Source organism: Brevundimonas sp. SGAir0440 (assembly GCF_005484585.1).
Classification (GTDB): Bacteria; Pseudomonadota; Alphaproteobacteria; order Caulobacterales; family Caulobacteraceae; genus Brevundimonas.
The window spans coordinates 2,878,624-2,905,373 of sequence record NZ_CP039435.1 but is presented as its reverse complement, the minus strand read 5'-3'; the positions used below and the strand labels follow the sequence as shown (position 1 = coordinate 2,905,373).

General features: G+C 66.5%; 32 protein-coding genes. 16 read left to right on the top strand and 16 right to left on the bottom strand.

All coding sequences use genetic code 11. The features are described 5' to 3' along the window. Positions 1-6 precede the first annotated feature (6 nt). The 3 genes from E7T10_RS14270 to E7T10_RS14260 form a co-directional block, all read right to left on the bottom strand. A complete protein-coding gene (locus E7T10_RS14270; RefSeq protein WP_137722314.1) occupies positions 7-534 on the bottom strand; it encodes a DUF2975 domain-containing protein in 528 nt (175 codons plus the stop codon). A 123-nt stretch (positions 535-657) separates the two neighbouring features. Then, a complete protein-coding gene (locus tag E7T10_RS14265) occupies positions 658-2,103 on the bottom strand; it encodes a protein adenylyltransferase SelO family protein (RefSeq protein WP_137722313.1) in 1,446 nt (481 codons plus the stop codon). 314 nt (positions 2,104-2,417) lie between these two features. Continuing rightward, complete coding sequence (locus E7T10_RS14260) at positions 2,418-3,251, bottom strand: hypothetical protein (protein ID WP_137722312.1); 834 nt, start codon at positions 3,249-3,251, stop codon at positions 2,418-2,420. 376 nt (positions 3,252-3,627) lie between these two features. Here E7T10_RS14260 and E7T10_RS14255 point away from each other — a divergent pair, with 376 nt between their 5' ends. Next, positions 3,628-4,179, top strand: a complete 552-nt coding sequence (locus E7T10_RS14255; protein WP_039244254.1) for an OmpA family protein — start codon at positions 3,628-3,630, stop codon at positions 4,177-4,179. 61 nt (positions 4,180-4,240) lie between these two features. Here E7T10_RS14255 and E7T10_RS14250 read toward each other — a convergent pair whose 3' ends face one another. Then, positions 4,241-4,942: an NAD-dependent deacylase gene (locus tag E7T10_RS14250; RefSeq protein ID WP_137722311.1), complete on the bottom strand. Its 702-nt coding sequence runs from the start codon at positions 4,940-4,942 to the stop codon at positions 4,241-4,243. Positions 4,943-4,973: 31 nt separating this feature from the next. Further along, positions 4,974-5,744 carry a DUF6624 domain-containing protein gene (locus E7T10_RS14245; RefSeq protein WP_246846047.1) on the bottom strand — a complete coding sequence of 257 codons (771 nt, stop codon included), beginning with the start codon at positions 5,742-5,744 and terminating at the stop codon, positions 4,974-4,976. A 67-nt stretch (positions 5,745-5,811) separates the two neighbouring features. Here E7T10_RS14245 and E7T10_RS14240 point away from each other — a divergent pair, with 67 nt between their 5' ends. From E7T10_RS14240 to E7T10_RS14200, 9 genes are all read left to right on the top strand, one after another. Continuing rightward, positions 5,812-6,918, top strand: a complete 1,107-nt coding sequence (locus E7T10_RS14240; protein WP_055752893.1) for an S-(hydroxymethyl)glutathione dehydrogenase/class III alcohol dehydrogenase — start codon at positions 5,812-5,814, stop codon at positions 6,916-6,918. Positions 6,919-6,979: 61 nt separating this feature from the next. Next, positions 6,980-7,363, top strand: a complete 384-nt coding sequence (locus tag E7T10_RS14235) for a VOC family protein (protein ID WP_137722310.1) — start codon at positions 6,980-6,982, stop codon at positions 7,361-7,363. A 38-nt stretch (positions 7,364-7,401) separates the two neighbouring features. Further along, positions 7,402-7,629 (top strand): hypothetical protein, encoded by a 228-nt coding sequence (locus tag E7T10_RS14230; protein ID WP_112863594.1) that lies wholly within the window; start codon positions 7,402-7,404, stop codon positions 7,627-7,629. Continuing rightward, entirely contained in the window at positions 7,626-8,042 is a 417-nt protein-coding gene (locus E7T10_RS14225) for a type II toxin-antitoxin system VapC family toxin (RefSeq protein WP_168189956.1), read from the top strand. The genes E7T10_RS14230 and E7T10_RS14225 overlap by 4 nt, the downstream gene beginning before the upstream one ends. Position 8,043: 1 nt before the next feature. Next, entirely contained in the window at positions 8,044-8,883 is an 840-nt protein-coding gene (gene fghA / locus E7T10_RS14220) for an S-formylglutathione hydrolase (protein WP_210416117.1), read from the top strand. Positions 8,884-8,890: 7 nt separating this feature from the next. Then, positions 8,891-9,850, top strand: a complete 960-nt coding sequence (locus E7T10_RS14215) for a DUF4350 domain-containing protein (RefSeq protein ID WP_137722308.1) — start codon at positions 8,891-8,893, stop codon at positions 9,848-9,850. A 15-nt stretch (positions 9,851-9,865) separates the two neighbouring features. Next, positions 9,866-10,090, top strand: a complete 225-nt coding sequence (locus E7T10_RS14210; protein WP_039244260.1) for a hypothetical protein — start codon at positions 9,866-9,868, stop codon at positions 10,088-10,090. Positions 10,091-10,197: 107 nt separating this feature from the next. Further along, on the top strand, positions 10,198-10,809 hold the full coding sequence (locus E7T10_RS14205; RefSeq protein WP_137722307.1) for a superoxide dismutase: 612 nt from the start codon (positions 10,198-10,200) through the stop codon (positions 10,807-10,809). Positions 10,810-10,902: 93 nt separating this feature from the next. Continuing rightward, positions 10,903-11,841, top strand: a complete 939-nt coding sequence (locus tag E7T10_RS14200; RefSeq protein WP_137722306.1) for an MBL fold metallo-hydrolase — start codon at positions 10,903-10,905, stop codon at positions 11,839-11,841. Here E7T10_RS14200 and E7T10_RS14195 read toward each other — a convergent pair. Continuing rightward, on the bottom strand, positions 11,838-12,059 hold the full coding sequence (locus E7T10_RS14195) for a hypothetical protein (RefSeq protein ID WP_137722305.1): 222 nt from the start codon (positions 12,057-12,059) through the stop codon (positions 11,838-11,840). The two genes, E7T10_RS14200 and E7T10_RS14195, sit on opposite strands and share 4 nt — an antisense overlap. Before the next feature lie 250 nt (positions 12,060-12,309). Here E7T10_RS14195 and rpsD point away from each other — a divergent pair, with 250 nt between their 5' ends. From rpsD to E7T10_RS14180, 3 genes are all read left to right on the top strand, one after another. After that, positions 12,310-12,927 carry a 30S ribosomal protein S4 gene (gene rpsD / locus E7T10_RS14190; RefSeq protein WP_137722304.1) on the top strand — a complete coding sequence of 206 codons (618 nt, stop codon included), beginning with the start codon at positions 12,310-12,312 and terminating at the stop codon, positions 12,925-12,927. Positions 12,928-13,122: 195 nt separating this feature from the next. After that, a complete protein-coding gene (locus tag E7T10_RS14185) occupies positions 13,123-13,503 on the top strand; it encodes a hypothetical protein (protein ID WP_137722303.1) in 381 nt (126 codons plus the stop codon). Between the two features lie 95 nt (positions 13,504-13,598). Further along, positions 13,599-15,950: a bifunctional diguanylate cyclase/phosphodiesterase gene (locus E7T10_RS14180; protein ID WP_137722302.1), complete on the top strand. Its 2,352-nt coding sequence runs from the start codon at positions 13,599-13,601 to the stop codon at positions 15,948-15,950. On the opposite strand, the gene E7T10_RS14175 is transcribed toward E7T10_RS14180, so the two are convergent. After that, positions 15,951-17,063 carry an NADH:flavin oxidoreductase/NADH oxidase gene (locus E7T10_RS14175; protein ID WP_137722301.1) on the bottom strand — a complete coding sequence of 371 codons (1,113 nt, stop codon included), beginning with the start codon at positions 17,061-17,063 and terminating at the stop codon, positions 15,951-15,953. It abuts the gene before it with no gap. A gap of 281 nt (positions 17,064-17,344) precedes the next feature. Between E7T10_RS14175 and E7T10_RS14170 the strand changes: the two genes are divergently transcribed. Beyond that, positions 17,345-17,725, top strand: a complete 381-nt coding sequence (locus E7T10_RS14170; protein WP_246846046.1) for a hypothetical protein — start codon at positions 17,345-17,347, stop codon at positions 17,723-17,725. Here E7T10_RS14170 and E7T10_RS14165 read toward each other — a convergent pair. The 7 genes from E7T10_RS14165 to map all read right to left on the bottom strand — a co-directional run bounded on the left by E7T10_RS14165 (position 17,709) and on the right by map (position 21,930). Beyond that, positions 17,709-18,149, bottom strand: coding sequence for a thioesterase family protein (locus E7T10_RS14165; RefSeq protein WP_137722299.1), 441 nt, complete (start codon positions 18,147-18,149; stop codon positions 17,709-17,711). The two genes, E7T10_RS14170 and E7T10_RS14165, sit on opposite strands and share 17 nt — an antisense overlap. Next, positions 18,149-18,502, bottom strand: a complete 354-nt coding sequence (gene grxD / locus E7T10_RS14160) for a Grx4 family monothiol glutaredoxin (protein ID WP_017504696.1) — start codon at positions 18,500-18,502, stop codon at positions 18,149-18,151. The genes E7T10_RS14165 and grxD overlap by 1 nt, the downstream gene beginning before the upstream one ends. A 91-nt stretch (positions 18,503-18,593) precedes the next feature. Further along, complete coding sequence (locus tag E7T10_RS14155) at positions 18,594-19,496, bottom strand: aldo/keto reductase (RefSeq protein WP_045809807.1); 903 nt, start codon at positions 19,494-19,496, stop codon at positions 18,594-18,596. Positions 19,497-19,501: 5 nt separating this feature from the next. Continuing rightward, entirely contained in the window at positions 19,502-19,744 is a 243-nt protein-coding gene (locus tag E7T10_RS14150) for a BolA family protein (protein WP_055752906.1), read from the bottom strand. 56 nt (positions 19,745-19,800) lie between these two features. Continuing rightward, on the bottom strand, positions 19,801-20,325 hold the full coding sequence (locus E7T10_RS14145) for a GNAT family N-acetyltransferase (protein WP_137722298.1): 525 nt from the start codon (positions 20,323-20,325) through the stop codon (positions 19,801-19,803). Beyond that, positions 20,322-21,059: a DNA repair protein RadC gene (radC, locus tag E7T10_RS14140; protein WP_137722297.1), complete on the bottom strand. Its 738-nt coding sequence runs from the start codon at positions 21,057-21,059 to the stop codon at positions 20,322-20,324. Before radC ends, E7T10_RS14145 begins: the two co-directional genes overlap by 4 nt. Before the next feature lie 52 nt (positions 21,060-21,111). Then, positions 21,112-21,930: a type I methionyl aminopeptidase gene (gene map / locus E7T10_RS14135; protein ID WP_017504701.1), complete on the bottom strand. Its 819-nt coding sequence runs from the start codon at positions 21,928-21,930 to the stop codon at positions 21,112-21,114. Between the two features lie 98 nt (positions 21,931-22,028). Between map and E7T10_RS14130 the strand changes: the two genes are divergently transcribed. Together E7T10_RS14130 and E7T10_RS14125 are read left to right on the top strand one after the other, a co-directional pair. Further along, positions 22,029-22,796, top strand: a complete 768-nt coding sequence (locus E7T10_RS14130) for a competence/damage-inducible protein A (RefSeq protein ID WP_137722296.1) — start codon at positions 22,029-22,031, stop codon at positions 22,794-22,796. A 162-nt stretch (positions 22,797-22,958) separates the two neighbouring features. After that, positions 22,959-24,308: an OmpP1/FadL family transporter gene (locus E7T10_RS14125; protein ID WP_246846045.1), complete on the top strand. Its 1,350-nt coding sequence runs from the start codon at positions 22,959-22,961 to the stop codon at positions 24,306-24,308. Between the two features lie 112 nt (positions 24,309-24,420). Here E7T10_RS14125 and E7T10_RS14120 read toward each other — a convergent pair whose 3' ends face one another. After that, positions 24,421-25,911 carry a DEAD/DEAH box helicase gene (locus E7T10_RS14120; RefSeq protein WP_371275698.1) on the bottom strand — a complete coding sequence of 497 codons (1,491 nt, stop codon included), beginning with the start codon at positions 25,909-25,911 and terminating at the stop codon, positions 24,421-24,423. 274 nt (positions 25,912-26,185) lie between these two features. Continuing rightward, positions 26,186-26,749, bottom strand: coding sequence for a hypothetical protein (locus E7T10_RS14115; RefSeq protein WP_137722295.1), 564 nt, complete (start codon positions 26,747-26,749; stop codon positions 26,186-26,188). Position 26,750: the final 1 nt, after the last annotated feature.

Genomic DNA, 26,750 nt, shown 5'->3' with positions numbered 1-26,750 from the left:
CGCTCCTCAGACCGTGGTTAGCTGTTCGTCGCGCATGGCCGACCCCTGCCGGAACACCTCGGCCAGGATAAAGACCACCAGAATGCCCAGCCAGGACCCCAGGTCGAAGTCATAGTCGGATGGCGACTGGCCGATGCTCTGCGGAGCGACGAAGACCAGCAGCAGCGCCGTCAGCTGAATGCCGATCAGGCCCAGGCCCACGCCTTGCAGCCGTTTGACGTTGGCGAACTCGAAGGCGTCGCCCTGATTGACCGACAGCAGGATGCGCCGCAGCCGGTTGATGATCCACCAGGTGAAGCCGCAGGCCATGAAGGCGCCCAACAGCGTCAGACGCTCCGGCCAGTGCAGATCGCGGGCTGTGCTGTTGTCCAGATCCTTCATTCCGTCGATGAAGCCTGCTGCGAAGTCCGGCGATATGACGCTGCCCAGCAAACAGATCGCCATGACGATCGTCGCCAGCATGACGAAGACGTTTGCGAACCCTAAGCACCAGCGCAGGGCGCTTGCGATTGAATATTTGCCGATCAGTTTCATCTCGAAAGCCCTTCCCTTCGGGTCGCCCTCCGCGACCGCCTTGGTGACTATCGATATGCATTTATCGATAAACGGGCAATACCATTATCGATAAACGAGATGAAGCTTTCGTAAGGTTCGGCGTCAGGCCGTAAAGCCCCAGGCCAGACGCGCCGCCTCCAGCCGATCCAGCTTGGCCTGGAAGGGCGCCCAGTCGTCGGCGTCGGCGACGGCGGCCCAGATCGCCTCGACCTCGTCGATCAGCATCTCTTCCGGCTCGCGCGCGGCGAACATCGGATGCTCCAGACGCTCGATCCGGTCGGGTTCGTGTTCCATCAAAGCAAAGCGGAAGGCGTCGAAGGCCTCGCCCTGGTACAGTTTCGCGCGCGGTCCCGACAAGGCGCGGGCCGAGGAGGCGAAGCCGCCGAACCAGTCGAAGAACAGCGGCTCCCACCGCAGCGCCGCGCGGCCCTCACGCAACAGGGCCAGCGTCGTATCGACCAGCCGCTGATCCGCCGCCTCGCCCAGGCTGTGGACGCCCAGTCGCATCAGGAAGGCGGCGCGCAGTTCACGGATATAGGCGGGACCGAAGCCGTTCAGCGCATCCGCCAACGGTTCGACCTCGGCGACAAGTTTCAGGCACCCGGCCAACTGCGTCAGGTTCCAGAACACGGCCTCGGGCTGACGCGCGAAGGCGTACAGGCCCGTCTGGTCGAAATAGGCGGCGGTGAAGGCCGGGTCGTATTCGGGCAGGAACCGCCAGGGGCCGTAGTCGAAGCTCTCGCCGGTGACGTTCAGATTGTCGGTGTTCAGAACCCCGTGCACGAAGCCCGCCGCGATCCACCGCGCCGTCAGTTTCGCCGAGGACTCGACGATGGCGGTCAGCAGGGCGGGCGCATCGCCGGCGGCGACGCCCGGATGATACAGGCTGCGCACATGTTCGATCAGCGCTTCGATCTGGTCCTTGCGCCCCAGATAGGCCGCGCGCTGGAACGTCCCGAACCGCACATGGCTGTGCGACAGCCGCACCAGAACGGCCGACCGCGTCGGCGACGGCTCGTCCCCACGCTCCAGCGCTTCGCCGGTCTCGATCAGCGAAAAGGCGCGACTGGTCGGGACGCCTTGCGCCTCCAGCATCGTCGCCGCCAGAACCTCGCGCACCCCGCCCTTCAACGTCAGCCGCCCATCGCCGCCCCGCGACCAGGGCGTCTGGCCAGAGCCTTTGGTGCCCAAGTCGAGCAGCCGGCCTTGAGCGCTATCACTCGCGACGCGGTCGCTCGTTGCTTGAGCGCGCATCTGCGCCGCCAGAAACCCGCGCCCGTCGCCCAGATCGGGATTGTAGTGCCGGAACTGGTGCCCGTGATAACGCATGGCGATCGGACCGGGCTGCCCCGGCAGGGGCTCGAACCGCCCGAACGCGGCGATCCATTTCGCCTCGCTCAGCCCCTCCAGCCCGACCTCGGCCGCCGCGCGGTCGTTGCGAAACCGCAGTATCGTCTGCGGAAAATCCGCGGCCTGAACCGCATCGGCATAGTCCGCGCCCAAATCGAAGAAGCGCGGTTCGGGGCGATAGTCGGGAGAGACGGGCATGGCAGGCTAGGTGCGTGTCCGGCGAGGGGAGCGCAACCGCGCGCGCGTCTTTCTTTCGTGATCCTCCAGTTTCGCTCCGCTCGCCGCACGATCGCCAAGAGGCCGGCCATCCTATTCGCTTGAGGTCAGTCCAATATTTTCAATCTTCTATCGCCCGCCGGCGTCATCTTCCTGCCCACGCTTTTAAGCCGTGCGATCCTGTCTCGGTTCGTCCGCACGAAACGCATCGCACGGTCTGGGAGGGAGAAATCAGACGAATTAGACGAAGTAGACGGTGTTTTTGCAGGCGACCGTCTGAATGGACGTTTGGGGTATCAGCCCGCGCCTAGCAGGTCCGACCAGCGCCAGCTGCCCTTGCCCAAGGCCAGTTGCGCGCCGCCGGGGCGGTCTTCCAGCTTCAGGACCGCCAGGCCCGTCATGCGCTGGCGCTTGCACTCGGCCGGGGCGAAGGCGACTTCCAGGGCGATGGCCTGGCGCACGCCCGCCAGACCCTTGCCGGCCTGGTTACGGCTTTGCAGCCAGTCGCCGTTCCAGACCAGGATGGCGCGGCCGTTCGCGTCCATGTCCTGGGATGCGGCGATGACGGCGCGGCGCACGGCCTGGTCATCGCGCACGGCGTCCTGGACCCAGCGCACCATGTCGCAAGACCCTCCGCCGGAGCCTGAACCGGCGCCGGTCCCGCCCGATCCGCTCGATCCGCCCACGCCGGTTCCGCCGCCGCCGCCCGGGCCTGCGCCCACAGTCATGGCGCCGGCGATCTGGGCTGCGCCCAGCAGGGGCAGGGGCGGACCCGGCGGGGCGGGCGCGGCGGGCAGGGGTTCGACGTCGGGCGGGCGTTTGGTGACAACCAGTCGCGGTCGCGCCGCCGCCACGGCCGGCGGTCGCCGCTGGGGTGCGGGTTTGGGCGGCGCGGCCGCCTGGGCGGCGGCGGCCGGCGCATCGGGCTTGGGCGAGGGATCAGGCGCAATCACGCGCGCGGGCGGCGGCGGCGGCGGGGGCGGCTCGACCAGTTCGACCATCATCGGCGGCGTCTGCGGCGCCTCGACGATCGGCTCCGCACCGCCGCGCATCAGCAGCGCCAGTCCCAGATGCGCGGCCAGGATCGGCGTCGCCGCCAGCGCCCAGCGCCGTGTGCGCGCCGCGCTCAATCGCCGATCCGTGATGGGAGTTGAACACGCCGCCGCATGGTCATCGGGACAAAACGCCTGTAAAAAACCGACAGGCCCCGTTGAAAACATTCGGTCGCGTCAGGAAAGTGGCGTCGGCGTGAATACAACCGTGCGACGGCGCAGAGCGGCGATAGATGAGCGTGTCCGCCTTCCGACATCGGCCGTCGGCGGCGCAACGCCTTCACTGAGGCGATGGTTCCGTCCTTCTGCAAGAATAACGCGAGTATTCGATTGGCTTATGGTCAAGCTGACACGATGCCGCCCAAAGCGCGTCATTACTCCGCCTTGTCTCATACGCCATTTTCATCTTGCGCATGAACTGGGTGTGGCGCTCCCGGCAAGAAGGAGACAGAACTTGAGCAGATCGAAACTCAGGACGGCGGTCGTCGGCGGCGCCCTCATCGCCCTCGGCTTTGCGGCCAGCGGCTGCGCCAGCCATCGTTTCGTGCGTGATCAGGTCGAAGTCGTCGACAACCGCGTGACCACCGTCGAAGGCACCGCAGGCCAGGCCCTGCAACGCGCCAACGACGCGCACAAACTGGCCGAGGGCAAGTTCCTCTATCAGGTCGTGCTGTCGGACGATTCCGTGAAATTCCCCACCGACGCGGCGGCCCTGTCGCCCGAGGCCGAGCAGCGCCTGGCCCAGTTCGCCCAGCGTCTGCAGGGCGAGAACAAGAACGTCTATCTGGAAATCCAGGGCTATACCGACTCGACCGGCACGCCTGAGCATAACGACCAGCTGGGCGAGCAACGCGCCGAGGCCGTGCGTCGCTTCCTGAATCGTCAGGGCGTCGCCCTGAACCGCATGGCCACCATCTCCTATGGCCAGGAACAGCCGGTGGCCTCGAACGACACGCCGGAAGGCCGTTCGCAGAACCGCCGCGTGACCATCGTCGTCCTGGCCTAAGCCGCCTCGACCTCGAACGCCGGAACGGCGGCCGCCTTCGCAGCGGCCGCCGTTTTCGTCTCTACAGCGTGTCGAAGAAGGCCGGCACGGCCTGCGTCGCCGGCCCGTAAACGCCTTCGTCGAACAGGCGCGCCCCCGACGTCGGCTCCAGGTTGATCTCGACCGTCCGCGCCCCGGCATACCGCGCCGCCTGCACGAACCCCGCCGCCGGATAGACCGCGCCGGACGTGCCGATGGACACGAACAGGTCGCAGGCCTCCAGCGCCCGCTCGATCCGCTCCATCTGAAGCGGCATCTCCCCGAACCAGACGATGTGCGGCCGCATGACGCCGTCGGGATGATGCGGCGAGGCTTCGTCCGCCGCCATGTCCCCGGCCCAGTCCATCACGACGCCGGACCGGGTGCAGCGGCCTTTCAGCAGTTCGCCGTGCATATGGATCAGCGCGAACCCGGCGGCCGGCGGCGTCTCTTCAAGCGCCCTGTCGTGCAGATCGTCCACGTTCTGCGTCACCAGCAGAAAGTCGCCACGCCACCGCGCCGCCAACGCCGCCAGCGCCCGGTGCGCCGCATTCGGCTGGACCTCGGCCAACTGCCGCCGTCGCTGATTATAGAAGTCCTGCACCAGCGCCGGATCGGCCGCATAGCCCTCGGGCGTCGCCACATCCTCCACCCGATGCCCGCACCACAGCCCGTCCGACGCCCGAAACGTGGGCACGCCGCTCTCGGCCGATATGCCGGCCCCGGTCAGGACGACGAGGTTCATGATCTGACTGTGTGCCAGCTCTATTCGGCGTTCAGCAAGCGCCGAAGTTCGCCAGATAAGCGTTATAGTTGGTCCAGCGGAACCCCATTGGCGCGCGGCGTTGTTCCAGCCGTTCCGGGTCTTCCGTAGGGGCGGGGACCATTCGACCGGCGACGCGTTGCATCTGGGTGCCATACCTTTGCGGACGGTTTTCGGCCACGGCGATGCGGTCGTACATCATCGCGTACTGCCACTTCAGCGCCTCGCCATGGTCAGCCATCGCTTCCAGGGCGGGCAGGAAGCGCTTCTGTAATGCGGTGTCGGCATGTTGGATGACCAGAAAGGCCCCAGTCGCCGCATCCTGGCCATAGACGGCGTTGGAGAACCAACCTTCCGCCGGAACGAGTGACAGGACGGTGGCGACGGTCTCTTCACTGAGGGCGTCGAGCCGCGCTTCGGCCGCAGCACGCGCGGTCCGTCGATCCGCCTCCGAAAGGGTGGAGAGATCAACGCTGTGCATCGCCTTGAGCGGTTCCTGATCCAGGGCCAGCGCCAACTCCAACTGTTCGCGCGGCGTAGGATTGTCGGGCAACGCCGCCTGTTTGGCTCGCGCGCTCGCAATCGCCTCCGTCAGGGGACGAAGCGCCGCTTCGACGGCAGGTGATAGATCGGTCAAGCTCAGGGCGGCTGCAAGGAACCAGGCCAGCATAATCGGTGTCTCTTCGTTGCCGGCCCAGACTATTGGCGCGAGTGGGTGATGCAAGTCTGTCGTGTGTCTCGATGGCGCCCAGTCTGCGGACGGATGCGAAAAATCGTCATGCATTCCAGCACGGACTAGCGCTTGCCGCGCCGCTCGTGACACACAGGCGTCAAACCAAGGAGCCCCCGCCATGAAAACCCGCGCCGCCGTCGCCTTCGAGGCCAAACGTCCGTTGGAGATCGTCGAGGTCGATCTGGAGGGGCCGCGCGCCGGCGAGGTGCTGATCGAGATCAAGGCCACCGGCATCTGCCACACCGACGCCTATACGCTGGACGGGCTGGACTCCGAGGGCGTCTTCCCATCGATCCTGGGGCACGAGGGCGCGGGCGTGGTGGTCGAGGTGGGGCCGGGCGTGACCTCGGTCGCGGTCGGCGATCACGTCATTCCGCTATACACGCCGGAATGCCGCCAGTGTAAGTCGTGCCTGTCGCGCAAGACCAACCTGTGCACCGCCATTCGCGGCACCCAGGGCAAGGGCGTCATGCCCGACGGCACCAGCCGCTTCAGCTACAAGGGTCAGGCCATCGCCCACTATATGGGCTGCTCGACCTTCTCGAACTACACCGTCCTGCCCGAGATCGCGGTGGCCAAGATCCGCAAGGACGCGCCCTTCGACAAGGCCTGCTACGTCGGCTGCGGCGTGACCACCGGCGTCGGCGCCGTGGTCAACACGGCCAAGGTCGAGCCGGGCGCTAACTGCGTCGTCTTCGGCCTGGGCGGCATCGGCCTGAACGTCATCCAGGGGCTGAAGATGGTCGGCGCGGACATGATCGTCGGCGTGGACATCAATGGCGACAAGGAAGAATGGGGCCGTCGCTTCGGCATGACCCATTTCGTCAATCCGAAGGAGGTTTCCGATGTCGTGGCCCATCTGGTCCAGCTGACCGATGGCGGCGCGGACTACACCTTCGACTGCACCGGCAACACCGTCGTCATGCGCCAGGCGCTTGAGGCCTGCCACCGGGGCTGGGGCGAGAGCGTCGTCATCGGCGTCGCCGAATCCGGCAAGGAGATCGCCACCCGCCCGTTCCAGCTGGTGACCGGCCGCGTCTGGCGCGGTTCGGCCTTCGGCGGCGCGCGCGGCCGCACCGACACGCCCAAGATCGTCGACTGGTATATGGACGGCAAGATCGAGATCGATCCGATGATCACCCACACCTTCGCCCTGGACGACATCAACAAGGCCTTCGATCTGATGCACGAGGGCAAGAGCATCCGTTCGGTCGTGGTGTTCTGACGCCTTGCGCGTCGCTCGGTTCGTTGTTTAAGGAAACGGACCGAAAGAGGGAGGTCTGATCATGTTCACCCACGTCACCGTCGGCGCCAACGACATCGAGGCGTCGCGCCGGTTCTATGACGCCGCGCTCGGCGCCCTTGGCGTCGAGCCGGGCCAGGGGCCGGACCCCAAGGGCCGCTACTGGTGGCGCACCCGCATGGGCGCCTTTGCGATCGGCGCGCCGATCGACGGCGAGCCGGCCTGCCACGCCAACGGCGGCACCATCGGCTTTCACGCCAAGACGGCCGAGATGGTCCAGGCCTTCCATGACGAGGGCGTCGCCGCCGGCGGTCGCGCCATCGAGGACCCGCCCGGCGAACGCAAGGGCCCCTTCGGCCCCATGATCCTGGCCTATCTGCGCGATCCGTCCGGCAACAAGATCTGCGCCATGCACCGGGTGGGGTGAAGCGTTGTGGTCATGCTAGCGTTGTGCTATCATGACGCATGGCTCAGGTTCTTGTCCGCGATCTGGATGATGGCGTCGTCGCCCGCCTCAAGGTGATGGCGAAGGCTCAGAACATTTCTCTCGAGCAGAAGTTCAGGGACATGGCCGTGCGTGAGGCGATGGATGTCGAGGCTCGCTTTGAAGCCGCGTCTCGACGATCTCGCGAGCAGACGCGAGGCTCGTCTCTCGATTCGACGGCCCTTATCCGCGAAGATCGCGATCGGTGAGTGCGGTTTTCGACGCCAGCGTCGTCGTCAAATGGTTCATCGACGATCCACTGGCTGACGCCGCGATCGAGGCCCGTAAAATCCATGGCTCTGCCGTTGCTCCGGATCTGATGTTGATCGAAGCGGCCAATGTCTTTCGCCGCTACGTGGTTCGTGGCGAACTGGAGGCTTCGTCCGCGACGGAAAACCTGTCCGTCATCCCGCAAGTCGTTGATTTGGCCGATCATCGAGAGCTGATCTCTGAAGCCTTCGATCTTGCTTGTGATCTCAATCATTCGATGACCGACTGCCTGTATGCCGTGATGGCGCGGCGGCGAGGTCTGCCTCTCGTCACCGCCGATGCCAAGCTTGCTCGCAAGCTGCACGCGGTCAGGGACATGGACGTTCGTCTTCTAAGCTCGCCGGAAATCTAGCATGACCTTGCAGACCACCAAGACCCACGCCGTCCACGGCGGAACCCTGCGCTATCTGAAGCACGACAGCACGGCGACCGGCACGCCGATGACGCTGTCGGTCTTCACGCCGGCGGGCGAGGGGCCTTTTCCCGTGCTGATCTGGCTGTCGGGCCTGACCTGCACCGAGGACAACTTCACCACCAAGGCGGGAGCCTATCAGGCCGCCGCCGAACACGGCGTCATCGTCGTGGCACCTGACACCAGCCCGCGCGGAGACGATGTCGCCGACGATCCGGCCTATGACCTGGGCCAGGGCGCGGGCTTCTATCTGGATGCGACGCAGGCGCCCTGGGCGCCGCATTTCCGCATGGAGACCTATGTCACCGAGGAACTGATCGCCCTGATCGACGTCGAGTTTGCGACCACGGGCGTCCGCTCGATCAGCGGCCATTCGATGGGCGGCCATGGCGCCCTGACCTTGGCGCTGAACCATCCCGACCTGTTCCGTTCGGTCTCCGCCTTCGCGCCGATCTGCTCGCCCACCCGGTGCGCCTGGGGTGAAAAGGTCTTCACCGCCTATCTGGGTGAGGACCGCGACGTCTGGGACCGCCATGACGCCGCCAAGCGGATCGCCGCCGGCGCAGCGCGCGGCGTCTATGACGACATCCTGATCGACCAGGGGGACGCCGACAACTTCCTGACCGACCAGCTGAAGCCCGAGTTGCTCCAAGCCGCCGCCGACGCCGCCGGCCAGAAGCTCACCTTGCGGATGCAGCCCGGCTACGACCACTCCTACTTCTTCATGGCCAGCTTCATCGCCGACCACATCGCCTTCCATGCCGAACGCTTGAAGGTCTAGGCGCCAGATGGGACGCCGGGCTTGGATCGCTGTCGCAGTCCTGCTTCTGGCAGGGCCAGCCTTGGCGCAAGAGCAGGTCGGCGATCTGGATTGGCGACCAAAGCTGGCCTCGCAGGCCTATGCGACGAATGGACCTGTCGCGCTTGTCGATCAGGGCCACGGCAGCGAGCAGACGATCGAAGGTCGTTATGCCGCCTTCGCCGCGCTGTTGCGGGCCGATGGATATCGGATCGAAGCCAGCCGGGGGCGTCTCGATGCGCCCGGCGCGCTTAATGGCGTGGCGGTGTTGGTTATCGCCAATCCGGCGCGACCGGTGGACGGCTCGCGCGCCTCGGCTTTCGACGACGCCGAGATCGAGGCGATCCGCCGATGGGTGGAGCAGGGCGGGGCGTTGCTTCTGGCCGCAGATCACGCGCCCCATGGTTCCGCCGCCGAAGCTCTGGCTGCCAAGTTCGGGGTGGCGATGGGCACGGGTTACGCCTTCCAGCCCGCGGGCGACGACGTTACGGCCAATCTGGTCTTTCCGCGCCCGGCGCTTGCGGATCATCCGATCATCGAGGGCCGCGACCAAAGCGAGCGCCTGAGGGTTGTCAAGAGCTTCACCGGGCAGTCGCTGTCGGGGCCGGCAGACGCAACCGTATTGCTGGCAATGAGCGCAGATGCGCGAGAGGCTCCCGATCTCGAAGCCTTGCAAGCGATCCGAACTCGGCTTCGGGCCGGCCAAGATCCAGCCGTCGTCCTTGCCGAGTTGTCGCGGCCCGCCTTACCCGCCCAAGGTCTGGCTTTGCGCCTTGGTACAGGGCGGGTGGTCGTGCTGGGAGAGGCGGGGATGCTCACGGCCCAGGTCGTGCGTTTTCCCGACCAGCCGGATCGCGAGCCTGTCCGCATGGGGCTGAATACGACTGGTCATGACGATCAGCAGTTCGTCCTGAACCTGATGCACTGGCTGTCGCGTCTGCTCCCCTGATGCTACAGGGCCGGCATGAGCGCTTCCGATCCCTACGAACCGATGTTTTCCGCCCTTTGCCGCGAGGTGGGCTATTGCCTGCACGCCAAGGGGCAGAAGCGGGTGATCGAGGCCTTGCCCAAGGGGCTGGACGCCGCCGTGCGCGCCGTCTTCGCGGCCGAGGGCGTGGATGAACCCAATGCGCCGGGTGATGTGAAGCGCGCCGTTCGCGATTGCCTAAAGGCGAACTTGCCAGCTTGACCGTTACGGGTCGATAAGTCGGAACAAATCCAGGCGCTGTCGCTTGGGTTTCATGAACGGGCGCCTAGATGAGGCGCATCGGAAACTTGTCGCGAGAGGAACCTCCCATGGCCTTCACCCTGCCCCCGCTGCCCTACGCCTATGACGCGCTGGAGCCGGCCATCGACAAGGAGACGATGACCTTCCACCACGACAAGCACCACCAGACCTATGTCGACAACCTGAACAAGGCCGTCGACGCCGATGAGAGCTTGCAGGGCAAGTCGCTGGAGGAAATCTTCACCAGCATCTCCACCGCGCCCAAGGCCGTGCGCAACAACGGCGGCGGTCACTGGAACCACAGCCTGTTCTGGGAACTGCTGGCCCCGGCCGATCAGGCGGGTGAGCCGTCGGCCGAGCTTAAGGCCGCCATCGACGCCGATCTGGGCGGCATGGACAAGTTCAAGGAAGACTTCAACGCCGCCGGCGCTGCGCAGTTCGGTTCTGGCTGGGCCTGGCTGATCGTGCAGAACGGCAAGCTGAAGATCACCTCGACCCCGAACCAGGACAATCCTCTGATGGACGTCGTGGACGAGCGCGGCGAGGTCATCCTGGGCGCCGACGTGTGGGAGCACGCCTACTATCTGAAATACCAGAACCGCCGCGCCGACTATCTGAAGTCGTTCTGGACGGTGGTGAACTGGAACAAGGTCAACGAACTCTACGCGGCCGCCAAATAAGGCCGGTCCAGCCCAGAGATCGAGAGATGACGACGCCCGCCGGAACCTCCGGCGGGCGTTTTCGATTGCGTCATCGCAAACGGAGATCGAGCGATGCGGATGATGATGACGGGGGCTGCTTTCGCGGCCCTGATACTGGCGGCCTGTAACCCTCAAGAGAATGCGCAGAAGTCCGGCGAACCCGCGCCGCCCAACCCCACCCAGACCGTCGCGGCCCCGGCCGAGAAGCCCGTCTATCGCTTCAAGATCGGTGCGCTGGACGCCATCGCCCTGTTCGATGGCGAAAACCCGGTCAAGAACGACAACCAGACTTTCGGCGTCGGCCTGACGCCGCAGGCGGTCGCAGCCCCGCTTACCGCCGCCGGACAGCCGGCCGATCCGATCATGCTGGAAATCCATCCGCTTCTGGTCAGGAACGGCGCCCGCACGATGCTGTTCGACACGGGCCTGGGCGAGGGCAAGGGCCAGTTGATGGACAGCCTGCAAAAGGCGGGCGTCGATCCGGCGTCGATCACCGATGTGCTGATCTCGCACGGCCACCCGGACCATGTCGGCGGCCTGATCCGCAATGGCGGCCTGGCCTTCCCCAATGCGGCGATCCGGATGTCACACGCGGAATGGGCATCCATCCGCGCTAATCCTGAGCTTGCCGATCTTGTGCGGATCATCACGCCCAAGGTCCAGGCTTTCGAGCCGGGCGGCGAGGTCGCGCCGGGAGTCCAGTCTCAGGACACGGCTGGCCATACGCCGGGGCACGTCGCCTATCTGATCGCCGACGGCCAGAACCAGCTGCTCTACACCGGCGACCTGATGCACCACTGGATTCTGTCGGTCGAACATCCGGACTGGAAGGTCGGCTATGACGACGATCAGGCGGCGGGCCTGAAGGCGCGGCTGGACGAGGTGACGGCGCTGCGCAACTCCGGCGCCCACATCTATGCCTATCACTTCCCGTTCCCCGGCCTGGGCAAGGTGGCGACCCGAGAGGGCCGCGCCATGTTCATCTCAGAAGCGCAGTCTGCGAAGGACTAGATGCGAAGGTCCACGCCGTGCCGGGTGCGCGCGTTCATGCGCTCGGCATGGTGCTGGCGAACCATGCGGCGCTGGCGCAGCATCTCATGGATGCCGTCGGCGAGATCGAGCAGTTGGTGGTCGCTCAACGGCTCGACCAGATCGACCAGGTGCGTCTTCAGCGTCTGCATGGCCTCGTCGGACAGGCCGGTCTGAAAGCTGTTGGGTTCGGTCTGCATTCCACTCCTCCTTGTCCTCTTGCGTGGCTCAGTTGCGTCAAGGGAAGGGCGGGGCGACGGGATCGTTCCATTCCATCGTGCTTAACAGCCCGCCGTGCTTGACTCCGGCGCCCTCGCTGGCCATAAGCGCCGCCTTCCATGGGTCCGCTTCGGCGGAGCCGGGATGAATGACGGAAGATGCGTGGACCGCCGTTGAGATCGCATTCCCAATCCAGGGGATGCCGGGCCGTATCGTCGAAAAGAGAATAAAATGTCCAAGCGCCACAGCGCCAAGTACAAGATCGACCGGGCCATGGGTGAGAACCTGTGGGGCCGCTCCAAGTCGCCGGTCAACAAGCGTTCTTACGGTCCCGGCCAGCACGGCCAGCGTCGCAAGTCCAAGGTTTCGGACTTCGGTCTGCAACTGAAGGCCAAGCAGAAGCTGAAGGGCTACTACGGCAACATCACCGAAAAGCAGTTCGCCAAGACCTATGACGAGGCCGCTCGTCGCAAGGGCAACACCTCGGAAAACCTGATCGGTCTGCTGGAATCGCGCCTGGACGCCATCGTCTACCGCGCCAAGTTCGTCCCGACCGTCTGGGCCGCCCGCCAGTTCGTCAACCACGGCCACGTCCTGGTTAACGGCAAGAAGGTCGACATCGCCTCCTACCGCGTGAAGCCGGAAGACGTCGTCACCGTGAAGGAAAAGTCGCGCAACATGGCTCTGGTGCTCGAAGCCCAGCAGTCGTCGGAACGCGACGTGCCGGATTACCTGGAACTGTCGGACCGCTCGTTCTCGGTTCGCTACGTCCGCGTGCCGGAACTGTCGGACGTGCCGTACGCCGTGAAGATGGAACCGAACCTGGTCGTCGAATACTACGCTTCGTAAGCGAAGCTTACGAAGCGTTCTTCAAGGGGGCTATCGGCCTTCGGGCTGCTTGAGCCCTGTGGCGGTCCCTTTGAAGTGTTCAGTTTGGAGGGCCTCGGATTCGTCCGAGGCCTTTCGTTTTTTATCCTGTTCCCTCCAGGGGCGAACAGGCGCATTCTCGGCCGGTTCAGGCTTTGAGGCAGGGGAGGTCGTCAGTTGCGCGACTCCATCATGAAACGCTTGGCTTTGATCACCGCCGCATCGGCGGGCCTGGCCGCCTGCGCCAGCCGCGGCGAGCCCACCGTGTCCACCGCGGGCATGCCCGGCGCGCTGGAGCCGATCCATGCCGCCACCTTCACCAAGGACCAGGCCGTCTTCTGGGTCAGTTCGAACGGCTGCACGGCCAAGGAAGACCTGATCCCGATCGTCAGCCTGCAGGGCGGCAGCGCCGTCATCACCCTGCGCCGCATCGACGAGGACAAGTGCAAGCAGGACCTGGTCCAGGGCGTCGAGCTGAAGTGGTCGTTCGAGGAGCTGGGCCTGACGCCCGGCTCGCCCGTCAGCGTCAACAACCCCTATCAGATGCCCCGCTCCTGAAAACGGCCGTAGCGTTTCGTTAAGCCTGTTCGAGCGCGTCTGATTAAGCAACGTCCGCTACGACGACAGACCGTCCCCCCAAGGTCTGTAGCTTCATGCGCTTTCTCACCTGCCTGACCGACGACCATAATCTCTGGCTCGTCGCGTTAGCCGCCGGCCTGTGCCTGATCGGTTCGATCATCACCTTCCGCCTCTACCGCCGCCTGCGCGCCGCTGAAAAGGGCACACGCCTGGCCTGGGCCTTCATGGGCGCAGTGGCGACGGGAGCGACAATCTGGTGCACCCATTTCGTGGCGATGATCGCCTATGAGCCCGGCGTCACCATCAGCTACGGCCCCGTGCTGACCGGCTTGTCCCTGGGTGTCGCCATCGCCGGCAGCGCACTGGCGCTGTGGGTGGCCTCGCGCCGGATGCCCGCCTCGGCCGAGATCGGCGGCGTGCTGTTCGGCCTGACCGTGGTGGCCATGCACTATACCGGCATGGCGGCCTTTGCGACCGACGCCGTCATCCACTGGTCGGCCGCCTATGTCGCGGCATCGGTGGCGGGGGCGGTCGTCTTGGGCGCCCTGGCGTTCAATCGCGCCCGGCAGTCCGGCAAGGTCGTTCCAGTCGTGCTGATGGTCCTGAGCATCGTGGCCCTGCATTTCACCGGCATGGCCGCCATGACGATCGTGCCGGTCGGCGCACTAGTGGATATGGGCGCTGTCGGATCGACCAACCTGGTCCTGGCCTTCGCCGTCGCCGCCGTTGGGTTGATGATGCTGGGCACCGGCGTCGCCAGCCACGCCCTGGACGTCCAGTCACGGCTTCAGGCCAAGGCGCGCCTGGATCATCTGATCGAGGGCAGCGTCGATGGCATGGTGGTCGAACAGGACGGCGTCATCCTGGCCGCCAACGCCGCCTTCGCCGATCTGGCGGGCGTCGCCCACCACGCCCTGGTCGGCGAGCCGCTGTCGCGCTGGATCGCCGGCGTCGCCGATCTGGCGGTCAACGGCCTCAGCCAGTCCAAACTGGTCGCCGAGGGCGGGGCGGACATCCCCGTCGAGATCGCCGTGCGCCGCGACTGCGGTGTGGATCACGTCATGATCTACGCCGTGCGTGATCTGCGCATGCGTCAGGCGCAGGAGCGTCGCATCGCCCATATGGCGCGCAACGACGGCCTGACCGGCCTGCCCAACCGCTCGTCCTTCCTGGAATGGCTGACGCGCCAGACCGCCGACCTGACCGTTTCGAACAAGGTGGCCCTCTTGGCCATGGACCTGGACCGGTTCAAGGAGGTCAATGACGTTCACGGCCATGCCGCCGGCGACCAGCTTCTGATCCAGATCGCCGAACGGATGCGCGGCTGCCTGCGCCACGACGAGTTCATCGCGCGCCTGGGCGGGGACGAGTTCGTCGCCGTCGTGCCGATCCAGCACAAGGACGACGCCCTGGATCTGGTCGCGCGCTTGCGCGACGCCGTCACCGCCCCGGTCGTGCTGGACCATGCCGAGGTCGCCTGCGGCCTCAGCACCGGCATCGCGATCTGGCCCGACGACGCCCACGACCCGTCCGCCCTGATCAATGACGCGGACCTGGCCATGTACCGCGCCAAGGCCTCGCTGGGCACCGACGTTTGCTTCTACGAAGAAGAGATGGACGAGGCGGTGCGCAATCGCCGTCGCATGGCCCAGCAGATGCGCGAGGCCTTGGATCAGGGCCAGTTCAGCCTGAACTGGCAGCTGCAGGCCGCCGTCGATACCGGCGACATCACCGGCTATGAGGTGCTGCTGCGCTGGATCCAGCCGGACGGGACCTTCATCTCGCCGGCCGATTTCATTCCTCTGGCCGAAGAAAACGGCCTGATCCTGCCGATCGGCGAGTGGGTGCTGCGCACCGCCTGCGCCGAGGCCGCCAGCTGGACCGAACCGCACAAGATCGCCGTCAACCTGTCGCCGGTGCAGCTGGGTCACGTCGACCTGCCGCGCCTGGTGCATCAGGTTTTGGTCGAGACTGGCCTGTCGCCGTCGCGGCTGGAGCTGGAGATCACCGAGACGGCCATGATCACCGACATGGAGCGCACGACCCACGTCCTGCGCCAGCTGAAGCTGCTGGGCGTCTCCATCGCCATGGACGACTTCGGCACCGGCTATTCGTCGCTGTCGACCTTGCGCGCCTTCCCGTTCGACAAGATCAAGCTGGATCGCTCCTTCATGTCCGAACTGGACGGCGGACCTCAGTCAGCCGCCATCATTCGCGCTGTCCTGGCCTTGGGCGAGAGCCTGCACATCCCCGTCCTGGCCGAGGGCGTAGAGACGCTGGAGCAGTTGGCCTTCCTGCGTGACCAGGGCTGTGACGAGGTTCAGGGCTATCTGCTCGGCCGCCCGCAAAAGACGGCCGATGCCGAGGTTCAAGCCGCCGCACGCGTTCTGTGGGCCGTCGATCCGTCGATGGAAAAGGCCGCCTGATCAGGCCGGGCTGTTAACGCGATCATAGGCGGGCCAAACGCCCGTGCCGGCGCCGCGATACTGGACCGGCAGGCCTTCCTCCTCACCCAGGGCGACGGCCGCATGGTGCGCCCAGTGCGGATCGTCCAGCGCCGCGCGCGCGATGGCGATGAAGTCGGCCTGACCGGACGCCACGATGTCCTCGGCCTGCTTCGGATCAAAGATCATGCCGACGGCCATCCCATTGGCCTCAGGCGTCGCCGCCTTCACGGCTTGGGCGAACCGCAACTGATAGCCCGGCTCGCCGCCCGGAATTTTCGCCTGGGCGACGTTCCCGCCCGACGTCAGGTGCAGATAGTCATAGCCCATGTCGTGCAGCGCCTGACCAAAGGCCGTCACCTCGTCCAGGGCGATGCCGCCCTCGACCCAGTCCGAGCCGTTGAAGCGAACGCCCAACGCCTTGGTTCGGGGCCACGCGTCGCGCAGGGCCTGGGCGACCCGCAGCGGGAAGCGCGCCCGGTTCTCGTAGGATCCGCCGAACTCGTCGGTGCGGTGGTTGGATGCCGGCGACAGGAACTGGGTCAGCAGATAACCGTGGGCGGCGTGCAGTTCGACCAGGTCGAACCCGGCCCGGTCCGCGCGCCGCGCGGCGTCTTCGAATGCGGCGACCACCCGGTCCATGTCGGCCGGGGTCATGGCGGTCGGCGTGTGCCAGTCATCCTTGAACGGTTCGGCCGAGGCGCTGAAGGTTTCCCACGCGCCGTCTTCGGCCTTCAGGGCGCCGCCGCCCTTCCACGGCGCGCTGGTCGAGGCCTTGCGCCCGGCGTGGGCCAGTTGGATGCCGATCGGGGTGTCGCTGTAGGTGCGAATGTCGCGGATGATCCGGGCGAAAGCCTCTTCCTGGGCGTCGTTCCACAGGCCGGTGTCGTCCGGCGTAATCCGTCCCGCCGCCTCGACCCCCGTCGCCTCGACGATGACCAATCCCGCGCCGGAGATCGCCAGTCGTCCCAGATGCTGCACGTGCCAAGGCTGGGGCACGCCGTCGATGGCCGAATACTGGCACATGGGCGCGATGGCGACGCGGTTCTTCAGCGTCAGGGGGCCGACGGCGCGAGGTGAGAACAACTGGCTCATGAAGGACGATCCGTGGGGCAGGAGAGGGGGACTGTAGCTATGGCGGTTGCGGTCACGTTCAACCCCGATCCTTTCCGATTGTTCACCCAGCTTTCCGATTATTCACGTGTGCGCGCCCGGCCCACGCGGCACAAAAGGGTCAAGCTTCAACTGGGGAACACACCAATGCTTCGTCTCGCTCTCGCCATCGCCATCGCCGCCCCGCTGCTGTCGGGCTGCATCATCGTCTCGACCGAAAAGCCGACCACGCGCGTCATCACCGCGCCGGCCTCGGGCCAGTGATGCGCAGCCTTGTCAAAGGTCTGGCGGTCGCGGCCCTGATCGCGCCGCTGCTGTCGGCCTGCGTCATCTATGACAGCGACGCGGGCGAGAACGTCTCGGTGAACCTGCGCCGCGACGACGCCCCGCCGGCCGAGGCCATCCGCGAAGCCCGGTTCGCCGACGGCGCCCTGGTCGCGCGCGTCGATTCCAACGGCTGCACCCAGGCGTCGGATTTCGAAGTGTCGGTGTCGGACGGCGCGCCGGTTGAGATCACGCTTCGCCGCACCAAACAGGACCTGTGCAAGGCCCTGGTCCCGGACGGCGTCGAACTGCGCTGGACCTATGCCGACCTGGGCCTGGAGCCCGGCACGGCGGCCCGCATCCTCAATCCGCTGAAGTAGGCGTCTCGAACACGATCAGCATGTCTGGCGGAATGCGCTGCGGTCTCAGGGTCGCAGCGTCCACCAGCACCCATTCGGTGACGCCCTGGGCGCAGACGCGGCCCTGGGCGTCCTCGATACGGACGTAGCGGGTGAAGCGCGGTCCCTGCGGATCGCCGACCCAGGTGCGCGCGACCACGCCCTCGGCGCCCGGCTCGATGCCGCGCAGATAGTCGATCTCATGCCGGGTCGCTACCCACGACCATTTAGCCCGCGTCGCCTCGTCGAAGCGCGCATTCCAGTGGGCCGTGCCCGCATCCTGCAGCCAGCCGACATAGACGACGTTGTTGACGTGACCGTTGGCGTCGATGTGCTCGGGCCGCACGTCCAGCGGCACGACGAAGACTTCGCGGTCCTCGCGCGGCGTGAGGGTCTTTCTGGCCATCAGGCCTCGCCGAGCGGCACGCCCTTCTCGACCATCAGGGCCTGAAGTTCACCGGCCTGGAACATTTCGCGGATGATGTCCGATCCGCCCACGAACTCGCCCTTCACATAGAGCTGCGGAATGGTGGGCCAGTCGGTGAAGCTCTTGATGCCTTCGCGCAGGGCTTCGTCCTGCAGCACGTCCACGCCCACGAAGCCGGCGCCGACATGATCCAGGATTTGCACCGCCAGAGACGAGAAGCCGCAGCGCGGCTGGTCCGGCGTGCCCTTCATGAACAGAACCACGTCGTTCTGGGCGACGGTTTCGCCGATGAAGGCGTGGACGGGATCGGCGGCTTGGGCGGTGTCGGTCACGGATACGGGCCTTTCGTGAAGCCCGTCAGCTAGGGAGCCGAACGGTCGCGGTCAAGGCGTCCGCGACGTTCTGCACAACCGCTTAGGCCGGTCAGGCCGCCTGATTGGCCACGACGCGCGCCATCTCGATCTGCGCGGCCAGGCCCGGCGGCATGTCCCGCTCGGGCGCGGCGGCCAGTGTCGCCAGTCGATCGGTGTCGGTCGGAGTGACGATCACGCTGGACACCGACGGGTCTGTCAGCACGTAGGACAGGCAGATCGCCTCGGCCGTCCAGTTCTGGGTGCGGTACAGGAAGCCGAAGGCGTCCTTCTTGGGCGTATCGACGGGACGCTTGTCCTTGCCGAAGCCGAACAGCCCCTTTTTGAAGATCGGCGCATCCGGCGCCCGCGCGCGCCGGTCGGCGTAGAAATCGTAGGCGAAGACCGCCATGTCCTGCTCGCGCGCCGAGCGGATGCGGTTTCGGATCTTCCAGTCGGCGTTGATGTCGAACGGCGTCAGCAGGGCGTCAAACGCCCCTGTCGACACATAGGCGTCCATGACGTCGCCGCCGCCGGCGATGCCCAGAAGCTTGATCCGTCCGGTGGCGCGCATGGCCTTCAGCGCGCTGAGCGACGATTGCGCCAGTTCGGTCTCGCCCGGCTCGTGCAGCACCGCCACGTCGATCCACCCCAGGCCCGAGAAGTGCAGCACCCGGTCGATGGCCGCCGTCATGCCTTGTGCGGAGAAGTCGCGCTGCTGGTCGCGGCCGTCGCCGGCGCCCAGGGTCAGGCTGACATAGACCAGCTTGCGATCCACATGCGACAGGGCCTCGCCCAGCACCTCGGCCGCCACCGGGTCGGCGGTCTCCAGCCGATAGCTGTTTACCCCCGCTTCCAGCGCCGAGTACAGCAGGTCCAACCCGGCCTCGCGCCCGCGCTTCAGCACGCCGGCGCCGAAACTCAGCGTCAGGTTCGAGATGGCGGAGCCGGAGACGCCGAAGGGGCGATAGCGCATGGCCCTCAGCCCTCCTTGGCCGGCGCGGAGGTCTCCAGCGCCAGGGCGTGCAGTTCGCCGCCCATCTGACCCTTCAGCGCGGCATAGACCATCTGGTGCTGACGTACGCGCGGCAGGCCGGCGAAGGCGCTCGACACGATCCGCGCGCGATAGTGGTCGCCGTCGCCCGCCAGATCCTCGATCTCGATCTCGGCGTCGGCGAAGGCTTCGACCAGATGCTGGCGCAGCGTTTCCACGGACATGGGCATGACGGGCACTCACACTTCGTTCAGCGCCAGTTTGCCCGGTAATCCTTAATGCCGACCTACGGCGCGCGCCGTGGCCGTTCGAACAACTGCACCGGATGATCCTTGTAGGTCGCGCGCGCATAGGGGCGATAGCCGACCCGCGCCGCCAGCTTCAGCGAGGCCAGGTTCTCGGGCGCGATCATGCAGACGGTTCGCCGCTCCAGCCTCCGGTCGGTCCAGTCCAGGGCCGCCGTCAGCGCCTCGGCCGCATAGCCCCGCCCCTGAAACCCCGGCGCCACGCCCCAGCCCAGCTCTGGCGCGTCGAACGGCGGCTCCAGCTCGCGGCGATAGTCCAACACCCCGACGCTGCCCAGATAGGTTCCGTCGTCCCGCAGCCGGATCGTCCAGTTGCCATAGCCCATCGCCGACCAATGGCCGAGATCGCGCAGCAGCCGGAACCACACCTCTTCGCGGCCCAGCGCCCGACCCATGATGTGGCGCGTGAAATCCTCATCGGCCCAGAGGGTCAGCAGATCGTCGAAATCCTGTGTCGAGACGGGGCTCATCACCAGTCGCTCGGTCGTCAGAATCCTGTCGTTCACATCAGGCCCAGTTGCTTGAAGCTGGCCACCCCGTCGCGGCCGACGACCAGATGGTCGTGAACCTCGACGTTAAGGGCGCGGCCGGCCTGCACAACCTGTTTCGTGATTTCGATATCGGCGCGGCTGGGGGTCGGGTCGCCCGACGGATGGTTGTGCACCAGGATCAGGGCGCTGGCCGACAGCTCCAGCGCGCGCCGCACGACCTCGCGCGGATAGACCGGCGCATGATCGACCGTGCCGCGGTTCTGCACCTCGTCCAGGATCAGCTGGTTCTTCTTGTCCAGATACAGGACCCGGAACTGCTCGCGCGGCTCGTGCTGCAAGGCGACGCGGACATAGGCCAGGAGCGCCGTCCACGACGAGATCACCGGCCGCTTGGCCGTCGGCTCGCGCGCGATCCGCCGCGTCACGTCGAAGATCAGCTGAAGGTCCAGCGCCACCGCCCGCGTCGCCTTGCCGACGGCATATCCCATCGACCGCGCCACCTGATCCTCGATCGCCTCATGGCTGGCTGCCCCGATCCCCTCCAGCCCTCCGAACCGCGCCAGCAGATCCTTGGCCAGCGGCTTGGTGTCCTTGTAGGGCACGCTACGAAACAACAGTAGTTCCAGCAGCTCATAGTCGGGCAGGGCGCCCAAGCCCCCCTTCGCCGCCCGCTCACGCAGCCGGTCGCGATGACCGCTGTGGCGCGGCTTGGGCTTGTCCCCGACTTCGGACGCCTTGTCGTCGAGCATGATCCCTCCCGCTCAACGCAACCTGTGCGTATTGCGATTGGGGATCAAGGGTTCAATTCGGTCGGAACAGCCCCGCCGGCGACGCCGTGAAGATTTCCAGTCCGTCTTCCGTCACCCCGATGGTGTGCTCGCACTGGGCCGACAGGGACTTGTCGCGCGTCACGGCGGTCCAGCCGTCGGACAGCACCTTCACGTGCGGTTTGCCCAGGTTCACCATCGGCTCGACGGTGAAGAACATGCCGGGTTTCAGCACCGCGCCCTCGCCGCGACGGCCGTAGTGCAGGACATTGGGGCTGTCGTGGAAGACGCGGCCGATGCCGTGGCCGCAGAAGTCGCGCACCACGCTCATGCGCTGGGCCTCGACGAACTTCTGGATCGCATAGCCGATGTCGCCGAACGTATTGCCCGGCTTGACCTGCTCCAGGCCCAGATCCAGCGACTGATAGGTCACGTCGATCAGCTTCTTGGCCCGCGCATTGATCTCGCCCACCGCATACATGCGGCTGGAATCGCCGTGCCAGCCGTCCACGATCACGGTGTGGTCGATGTTGACGATGTCGCCGTCCTTCAGCACCCGGTCGCCGGGAATGCCGTGGCAGACGACGTGGTTGATCGAGGTGCAGACGGTCTTCTCGTAGCCTTTGTAGCCCAGGCAGGCGGGCAGGCCGCCGTTGTCCAGGGTGAATTCGCGCACCAGATCGTCGATCGTGCTGGTCAGGACGCCCGGCTTCACATGCGCCGCGATCATGTCCAGCGCCTCGGCGACCAGACGTCCGGCCTTGCGCATGCCTTCGAAGTCTTCCGCCTCATGGATGCGGATGGCGCTGGAGCGGACCAGGACGTCGGTTTCGAGTTCGGGCGTTTCGTACATGGGGGCGATCGGTCTGCAAAAGGCGGGATACGGCGCAATCCGTTCGCCGCAGATGGGCGTTATAGCATGAAACCTCAAGCCTGCCCCCGGATTCCCGCATGACCGACGCCGCCTCAATCGCCTCTGCGCCGACCGCCGCCGTTCTGGTCATCGGCGACGAAATCCTGTCGGGCCGGACCCAGGACACCAACACCAACACCATCGCCCGGTTTCTGGCGGCGTTGGGGATCGATCTGATGGAGGCGCGGGTCGTCAGCGACGATCACGGCCGGATCGTCGAGGCGTTGGACGCGCTGCGCTCACGCTGGGACTATGTCTTCACCACCGGCGGCATCGGTCCGACCCATGACGACATCACCGCCGACGCCGTGGCCGCCGCCTTCGGCGTGGCCCTGCCCGAACATCCCCAGGCGCTAGCCATCCTGTCGCGCCGCTATGGCGACGAGTTCAACGCCGCGCGCCGTCGCATGGCGCGCATTCCCGAGGGCGGCGTTCTGATCGCCAATCCGGTCACCGACGCGCCCGGCTTCCAGATCGGCAATGTCTTCGTCATGGCCGGCGTGCCCAAGATCATGCAGGCGATGCTGGAGGATGTGGCCCCGCGCTTGCGCACCGGCGCCATCGTTCATGCCCGGACCTTGAAGGTCACCGGCGTAGGCGAGGGGGCGGTGGCCGATGTGCTGCGGGCGGCGGCCAATCAGCGTCGGGAGCTGTCCTTCGGCAGCTATCCGTTTGGCCATGGCAGCATCGGCGAGATCGGAACCCAGCTGGTCATTCGTGGCCGCGATGCCGATCAGGTCGATGCGGCGGCGCATGATTTGATCGCAGAACTGCGTAATCTAAGCATCGACGTTGCCGCTGCGTAACCTCGCAAAGCCGTGATCATGTGCGGCTCAGGCGCCACGGTTTCGCCTGTTTCCGGTCCGATGGGGGCCTTGCCCGCAACGCTTTCGCGCCGCGAACGCTGAGAGGGCTCCTCCCCTGATCGACCGCGCGTAATGCGGCCGGCGCTTACTTAGGTGTATGAAATGACCTCCAGGAACTTCGCCCGCATGGGCGGGATCGCCCTGACGACCGCCCTGCTGGCCGGCGTCGCCGCCCCGGCCATGGCCGGCTCCTTCTATGTCCAGGAACAATCGACCCGCGGCCAGGGTCGCGCCAACGCCGGCGTCGGCGCCGACAAAGGCGTCCAGTCGCTGTGGTGGAACCCCGCCGCCATCGCCGGAACCCAGCGCGAAGTCTACCTCGGCGCCCACGGCCTGATCCTGGACTCCGATGTCGACAACACCGGTTCGACCCTGACCTACAACGTTCCGGTTCCGGGCGTCGGCGTCGTCAGCCGCTCGGCCGCCGTCAACGGCGACCCGCACGTGCATGACGTGGTCGAAAGCGGCATCGTGCCGAACTTCGCCGTCTCCATGCCGATCGGCGACCGCTTCAATGTCGGCCTGGCCGTCCAGGCGCCCTACAACTTCACCACCAAATATGAGCCGACCGACTTCGCCCGTTACGACGCCCTGACGTCGGAACTGCGCTCGGCCAACGTCAGCCTGGTCGCCGCCATGACGGTCACCGACTGGCTGGACATCGGCGCCGGCTTCGACGCCCAGTACGCCAAGGCGACCCTGTCGTCGGCCCTGCCGAACGTGCCGATCCCGGCCGTGCTGTCGCCGGCCTATGTCGTCTCGCCGTCGACCGACGGTCGCAACCAGCTGGAAGGCGACGGCTGGGATTACGGATGGAACGCCGGCGCCCAGATGCACTTCGGCAAGCTGGACCTGGGGCTGTCCTACCGCTCCAAGATCGAGCACGAGCTGGAAGGTTCGGTGAACATCTCGGGCCTGACCGGCGTCCTGGCCGGCGCCAACGTCTCGACCGATGGCGGCGCCTCCTTCACCACGCCTTGGTACGCCACCGTCTCGGCCCGCTACGCCGTCAACGACCGCCTGACCCTGAACGCCCAGGTCAATCAGATCGGCTGGAGCGAGTTCGACGCCATCCGCGTCTCCTACACCGGCGGCGGCTCGACCATCGTTCAGGACTATGACGACGTCACCACCGGTGCGATCGGCTTCGACTACAAGATCGATCCGTCCATGACCTTCCGCGCCGGCCTGGGCTACGACCCGACCCCGACGCCGGACGATCACCGCACCGCCCGTATCCCGGACGGCGATCGCTGGCTCTACGCCGCCGGTCTGTCCAAGACGATCGGCAACATGACCTTCGACGGCGCCGTGACCTACATCGACATCAGCACCGCGACGATCAACGACACCCGCGACGTCTATGGCAACGGCCTGGTCGTCTCGAACCTGCGCGGCGAAGCGCAAGGCTCGGGCGTCGGCTTCTCGCTGGGCGCGACCTGGAACTTCTAAGTTCCGCTCAGCCCCGGTTGATATGAGAACGGCGGCTCCTTCGCAGGAGCCGCCGTTTTTTATTGTCTCAACATGATGGTGTCGGGGAGCAAACGCTCCCCGATCCTCAAGCTCAGCCCTTGGCGGCGCCGCCGTAGCCCTTGCCGCCGTTCGACGGGCGGCGACGCGGGCGGCGCTTCATCTGACCTTCCGCCGGCTTGGCGTTGTCATTGATCGACGGCACGCGCTCGCCGGCCAGGGGGTTGTAGGCGCGCTCGGGACGCGGGGCCGCCGGGGTTTCGCCCGGGCGGTTGCGACGCTGGCGGTGCGGCTGGCCGCCGCCTTCCGGACGCACGCCGTCGCGGTGGGGATTGCGACGGCCGCGACCACCCCGTCCGCCTTCGTTGCGCTCGCCGCCCTCGCGCTCGGGCAGGGTCGCCTTCTTGCCGACGCCGGTGGCCATGATGGTGGCGTCCAGCTGGCCCAGGGCCTTGTCGTTGCGGCGGTCGATGGCCGGGATCTTCTGGCGCGTGACCTTTTCGATGTCGCGCAACAGCTTCATCTCGTCGCCGGCGACGAAGCTGACGGCGGTGCCGTCCTTGCCCGCCCGCGCGGTGCGGCCGATGCGGTGGACATAGCTTTCCGGCACGTGCGGCAGTTCGAAGTTCACGACGTGCGAGACGCCGTCCACGTCGATGCCGCGCGCGGCGATGTCGGTGGCGACCAGGACGCGCAGCTTGCCTTTCTTGAAGGCTTCCAGGGTGCGTTCACGCTGGGGCTGGCTCTTGTTGCCGTGGATTGCCCCGGCCTCGACGCCGCCGGCTTCCAGATAGGCCGCGACCTTGTCGGCGCCGTGCTTGGTCTTGGTGAAGACCAGGCAGCGCGTGTATTCGGGATCCGAGAACATCTCGGTCAGCAGGGCGCGTTTGCGGCCCTGTTCGATATAGACGACCGACTGGCTGATGCGCTGCACCGTGGTAGACTGCGGCGTGACCTGGACCTTGACCGGGTCCTTCAGCAGCTCGCCCGCCAGCTTGCCGATCTCGCCGGGCATAGTCGCCGAGAAGAACAGGTTCTGACGCTTGGCCGGAATCTTGGAGACGATCTGGCGGATCGGCTTGATGAAGCCCAGGTCCAGCATCTGGTCGGCCTCGTCCAGCACGAAGATCTCGGTCGAGGACAGGTCCAGGTTCTTCTGCTGGATGTGGTCCAGCAGGCGGCCGGGCGCGGCGATCAGGATGTCCAGACCCTGTTGCAGGGCCCGCTCCTGGGCGCCGTATTTCACGCCGCCGAAGATCACGGCGACCCGGAAGCCCAGGTGCGCGCCGTAGGCCTTGAAGCTGTCGCCGATCTGGGTGGCCAGCTCACGCGTGGGGCTCAGGACCAGCACGCGCGTCGTGCGCGGCCGGGGCGGAATGCGGTTTTCGGCCAGGCGATGCAGGATCGGCAGGGCGAAGGCGGCGGTCTTGCCGGTGCCGGTCTGGGCGATGCCCAACAGGTCCTTGCCGGCCATGACGTCGGGGATGGCCTTTTCCTGGATCGGGGTCGGCTTGGTATAGCCGGTCGAGGCCAGCGCCTGCAGCAGGGCCTTGTTCAGGCCCATGGATTCGAATGTGGTGCTCACAGCAATGTCTTTCGCGTAGCGGCAGGGCGCGATCAGCCATGGCATGACGCCGTCGGGCCGCGCACCGCCAGTCCCGACGGAGCCTCGGGGAGGAGGCCTGCGGGGTGGATCGGGCGCCGCCCCGCGTGTCCGGGCAGCGAATGGATATGAGGGGCCGGCGGCTTCTACAGACAGGTCCGGGTGGGACCCACACGCGCTGGAGACGCCGGAGATCGCGAGTGTGCGACGCCGCGCAAATGGGCGCTTATCGCCGATAAGTCAACTGCGGCGCCGCTCAGGGCGCGTATCGCGTCGCCGCCTCGGGCAGGCCGTCGGGCAGGCCGATGGCCGCGCGCCAGTCCTCGGGATGCAGCCGCGCCATCTCCAGATCCAGCCACGCCAGCGGCTTCAGCGCCCCGTTCTCGTCCCAGAACCGCTCGGCCCACGGCTGGCCCGTTTCGATCGCCCGCGCCCGGTCCCGCGCCGTCGCCTCGGGCCCCAGATGCGTCGCGCGCCAGTGATACAGCCACGGAATATGCCAGTGCGGCGCCTGCGTCAGCCGCTCGTCCGTCATCGCCGCCGCCAGACATTCCGCCAGCGCCCGCGCGTCCTCCAGCTGGGCGTTGAAGGCGTCGCGCCGCGCCTGGATATGGCGGTCCCAGCCCTCGGCCGGCTCGATCGGCGCCAGCGTCGGCTCGGGCCGTTTCCAGCCTTCAGCCTCGCGCCGCTTCCACAGGGCGTGAACCCCGACGTCATAGCGCGCGGCGACCGACCGCGCGGTCTCGCCGTCCTCCCACGCCTTACGAACCTCGGCCCAGACGGCGTCCGGCCGGATCTTGCGATGTATGCCCTGGCTCATG